This window comes from Vallitalea sediminicola (assembly GCF_054408565.1).
In genome coordinates this window covers 1-284 of record NZ_BTPT01000152.1, presented here as the reverse complement: position 1 = coordinate 284, position 284 = coordinate 1, and the positions used below count along the sequence as shown (strand labels likewise).

Genomic DNA, 284 nt, shown 5'->3' with positions numbered 1-284 from the left:
TGCTGAGTGACGTCAAGTTACTCAGCATCAACCATTTTACTAATTAAAATCCTAGAGAATCTGCATTTTCATCAGTAATATTTAATGTAGCATCAAATATCAAAACATTTTCATTTTCAACTTTTGGTTTACCTATTTCTGGAACATCAATTGATTCTACATCTTTACCTTCGAGTAATGATTTTGCTACATATACAGCAGCATATCCTGAATCAGATGGGTTCCAAAGCACTCCATGATCTATAGAACCATCAGCAAGATATTGTGCAGCCTGTGAAGGAATA

1 pseudogene is annotated in these 284 nt (G+C 34.2%); it reads right to left on the bottom strand.

Annotation, left to right across the window (positions count from 1 at the left end):
• Positions 1–43: 43 nt before the first annotated feature.
• Positions 44–284 (bottom strand): annotated as a pseudogene (locus ACX6CF_RS26245) (hypothetical protein); the annotation flags it as partial.